The organism is Burkholderia sp. Ax-1720, assembly GCF_011753035.1.
In the GTDB taxonomy this organism is placed as follows: Bacteria; Pseudomonadota; Gammaproteobacteria; order Burkholderiales; family Burkholderiaceae; genus Burkholderia; species Burkholderia gladioli.
Genome location: NZ_VWWK01000320.1, coordinates 1 through 3,755, shown reverse-complemented (window position 1 = coordinate 3,755; position 3,755 = coordinate 1). Strand labels below are relative to the sequence as shown.

Sequence of the window (3,755 nt, the reverse complement as noted above, 5' to 3'; positions counted from 1 at the left end):
CCTGGCCGCCACCCGGCCCGTCGCGGCCGGCCGCGTGGCCGGGCTGCTGGCCGGCGCGATCGGCACCCTGGTGTATTGCCTGCGCTGCCCCGAGACGGCCGTGCCGTTCTGGGCGCTCTGGTACCTGGTGGGGATGGCGGTGCCGGCGCTGGCCGGCGGGCTGCTCGGGCGGCGCGTGCTGCGCTGGTAGCGCCGGCTTGTCTGGCGGCGGGCCGGGCGAGCGCCGGAAAGCCGCGCGCGAGTATCCGGATTCCCGCCGGTATGCCGCGCCGCGCAAGCCTGGCGGCCAAAAGTACAAGTCGCTGTCGCGGCGATGTCAAAACTACAAGGGCCAGGCAAGCCGACTACCGAGCGCCGGCGAATCCATGCCGCATCGCCGCATGACGCGACGCGGCCCCGCGCGTTTTTTTCTTCCATTCGACAGACCTGGCTTGGAGCTTGCTAAAGCCAGGGGGCGGCATGCCACGACATGCCAACCCAAGCCCGTCCATCACCTGTCCGAACTGGGAGTTACCTTGGCGCCAAATGTCCTGATGGTCGCCGCCGAAGCGGCGCCGCTCGCCAAGAGCGGCGGTCTCGGCGATATGGTCAGCGCCTGCGCGAGTGCGCTGCGTCAACGCGGAATCGACGTGTCGATCCTGCTGCCCGGCTACGAAAGCGCCTTCGAGCAGGCGCTCGCGCCCACGCCGCTCGGCTACCTGCGCGATTTGCCCGGCGGCGACGCGCGATTGTGGCGCGCCGCGATGCCCGACACCGGCGTGCCGGTGCTGCTGCTGGAAATGAATCATCTGTATGGCCATCGCGGCAGCGGCCTCTACCAGGACGAGGGCGGCCGCGACTACCTCGACAACTTCGTGCGCTTCGCCTCGCTGTCGGCGGCCGCCGCGCGGATCGCCTCGGGCGTGCGCGGCGTGAAGCGCCCGCACATCGTCCACGCGCACGACTGGCACACCGGCCTCACGCCGCTCCTGATGAAGCTGGCGGGCGCGCCGGCGCGCAGCGTGTTCACGATCCACAACCTGGCCTTCCAGGGCAACTATCCGCCGGGCCTCGCGCCCTACGCGGGGATCCCGTCCGAGCTGCTGGCCGCCGCGCCGCACGAGCCGCACAGCATCGAGTTCTACGGCGCGCTGAGCTGCATGAAGGCGGCGATCGTCTATGCCGACCGCCTGTCGGCCGTCAGCGAGCGTTATGCGCGCGAGATCCTCACGCCGCGCTTCGGCAATCGCATGGAAGGCGTGCTGGAAGCGCATCGCGACAAGCTCTCGGGAATCGTCAACGGCATCGACGACACGCTCTGGGACCCGCGCCACGACAGCCTGATCGCACAGGGCTACGGCGTCGACGACCTGGTCGGCAAGCATGCCTGCAAGCGTGCGCTGCAGCAGAGCTACGGACTGCCGACCGATCCGTTCGCGCCGCTGGTGGCGATCGGCAGCCGCCTGACCACGCAGAAGCTGGCCGACCGGCTGTGCGAGGCGATTCCGGCCGCGCTGGAGCGCTGGCCGCGCGCGCAGTTCGCCGTGCTGGGGCAGGGCGAGGCCAGCATCGAATACGCGCTGCGCCAGCTCGCGGCGCGTTGGCCGGGGCGGCTCGGCGTGCATATCGGCTACGACGAGCCGCGTGCGCACCGGCTGCATGCCGGCGCCGACATCCTGCTGCACGCGAGCCGCTTCGAGCCCTGCGGGCTCACCCAGCTCTACGCGATGCGCTACGGCACGATCCCGGTGGCCTCGCGCGTGGGCGGGCTGGCCGATACGATCGTCGATCATCGCGCGGCCGAGGCGGCACCGCACGCGCACGAACGCGCCACGCCGGAGCAGGGCGCCACCGGCTTCCTGTTCGACGGCGAACGCGCCGAGGACATCGTGCAGGCGCTCGAGCGCGCCTTCGATGCGTTCGGCCAGCCGCAGGCCTGGCGGGTCCTGCAACGCAATGCGATGCAGCGCGATTCGAGCTGGGCCGGGCCGACCGAGCGCTATCTCGAGTTGTACCGCTCGCTGGTCGACTTGCCGGCCCTGCGCGAGGAACGCAAGGCGGCGCAGCCGGCGCGTGCGCGCCCGGCAAGCACCGCGCCGCAGATCAGGCCGCAGCCGGCTGCCGAACGCTACGGCGGCGCCGGGCTGGCGTCGCGTCGTGGTGGCAACGCCGCCACGCAGCAGGCCAGCAGCGGGGCCTGAGCACTCGCTTCAGCACTCACGTCGGAACCTGCCCGCATCGACGCGGGCAGGGCGGCGCCGGCCTCTCGCGCAAATGCCGGCAGCCGATATCGGTATGAAAATTTCTTGGTTCCGCCATCGCGGCGAACTGCCAACAATAGCGGCTCCCGAAACCCGGCGTCCGCGCCATGCCGAGCGGATCCGCCGGCCCCTCGCGAGCGCCGGGCCGTATCGATCACCCGCGCCGCTCCATGTCCATGCCCCGTTCCGTTTCCGTTCGCCGACTGCTCGCCGGCGCGCTTTGCGCCACCCTCGGCCTTGCCGGCTGGTCCGCGTCGGCCCGTGCCGACGCCACGCTCGACCACATCCACCAGCGCCACCAGATCGCCATCGGCGTGATCCTCTCGGGGCCGCCGTTCGGCTCGCTCGATCCGGCCACGCAGAAGCCGGTCGGCTTCAATATCGACCTGGCCAATGACGTCGCCAGGCAGCTCGGCGTGAGCGCCGAACTGGTGCCCGTGCAGCCCTCGAACCGCGTGCAGTTCCTCCAGCAGGGCAAGGTCGATGCGCTGATCGCGAACATGGAGGTCACCAAGGAGCGCGACGAGATCCTCAGCCATCCGCCCACGCCCTTCGAGGAGATCGGCGGGGCGCTGATCACGCGCAAGGACAGCGGCATCCACGGCTGGAGCGATCTGCACGGCAAGCCCGTGTGCGTCTCGCAGGGCAGCAACTACACCAAGCCGCTGGCCGAGCAATACGGCGCCCAGGTCAAGGCCTTCCGCGGCCAGCCCGAATCGCTGCTGGCGCTGCGCGGCAACAACTGCGTGGCGGCCGTGCACGTCGCGCCGACGCTGCGCCTGCTGGTGGCGCGCAATCCCGACTGGAAGGACTACACCATCGCCGGCGGCGACGAGCTGATCCCGTCGCCCTCGGTGATCTGGGTGCGCAAGGGCGAGGCCGACACGCAGGCCGCGCTCGAGAAGATCGTGCAGCAATGGCATCGCAGCGGCTGGCTGCTCGAGGTCGAGAAGCGCCATGGCATGACGCCCTCGCGCGCGGTGCTGGACCTGCACGAGAAGCTCCAGGCCCAGCGTTCATGAGCGGCGCGCTGCTGGCCGGCGCGGTCGGCGCCTTGCAGCGCGTCGGCCTCGATTACCGCTTCGCGCTCGAACCCGACGAACTCGCCTCCTTCCTGCACGGCGCCGGCGTGACGCTGCTGCTGTCGGGCGCCACCGTGATCGGCAGCCTGGCCGCCGGCGTGGCGCTGGCGGCGCTGCTGATCTCGCCGAACCGTGCGCTGGCCGTGCCGGCGCGCGCCTTCGTCGAACTCACGCGCAACACGCCCACCCTGGTGCAGTTGTTCTGCGCCTTCCTGGTGCTCAACATGCTGATCAGCAATGCGCTGCGCCACCTCGGCGGCAACCCCCTGACGCCCTTCATCTGGAGTGTGATCGTGATCTCGCTGCACAAGGGCGCCTTCCATGCCGAGGCGCTGCGCGCCGGCATCGAGGCGGTGCCGGCCGCCGCGCTCGACGCGGCGCGCGCGCTCGGCTACAGCCGGCGCCAGCGGCTGCGGCACGTGCAGCTGCCGCT

The 3,755-nt window shown here is 71.0% G+C and carries 4 protein-coding genes; all 4 read left to right on the top strand.

Translation table 11 applies throughout. The features are described 5' to 3' along the window. Nucleotides 1-190: NrsF family protein (locus tag F3J18_RS36000; RefSeq protein WP_166916897.1), on the top strand; the 190-nt coding region annotated here is incomplete at its 5' end. 325 nt (nucleotides 191-515) lie between these two features. After that, nucleotides 516-2,180 (top strand): glycogen synthase GlgA, encoded by a 1,665-nt coding sequence (gene glgA, locus F3J18_RS35995; RefSeq protein ID WP_166916895.1) that lies wholly within the window; start codon nucleotides 516-518, stop codon nucleotides 2,178-2,180. Between the two features lie 236 nt (nucleotides 2,181-2,416). Further along, nucleotides 2,417-3,262 carry a transporter substrate-binding domain-containing protein gene (locus F3J18_RS35990; RefSeq protein ID WP_166916899.1) on the top strand — a complete coding sequence of 282 codons (846 nt, stop codon included), beginning with the start codon at nucleotides 2,417-2,419 and terminating at the stop codon, nucleotides 3,260-3,262. After that, nucleotides 3,259-3,755: ABC transporter permease subunit (locus tag F3J18_RS35985; RefSeq protein WP_166916893.1), on the top strand; the 497-nt coding region annotated here is incomplete at its 3' end. The genes F3J18_RS35990 and F3J18_RS35985, both read left to right, overlap by 4 nt.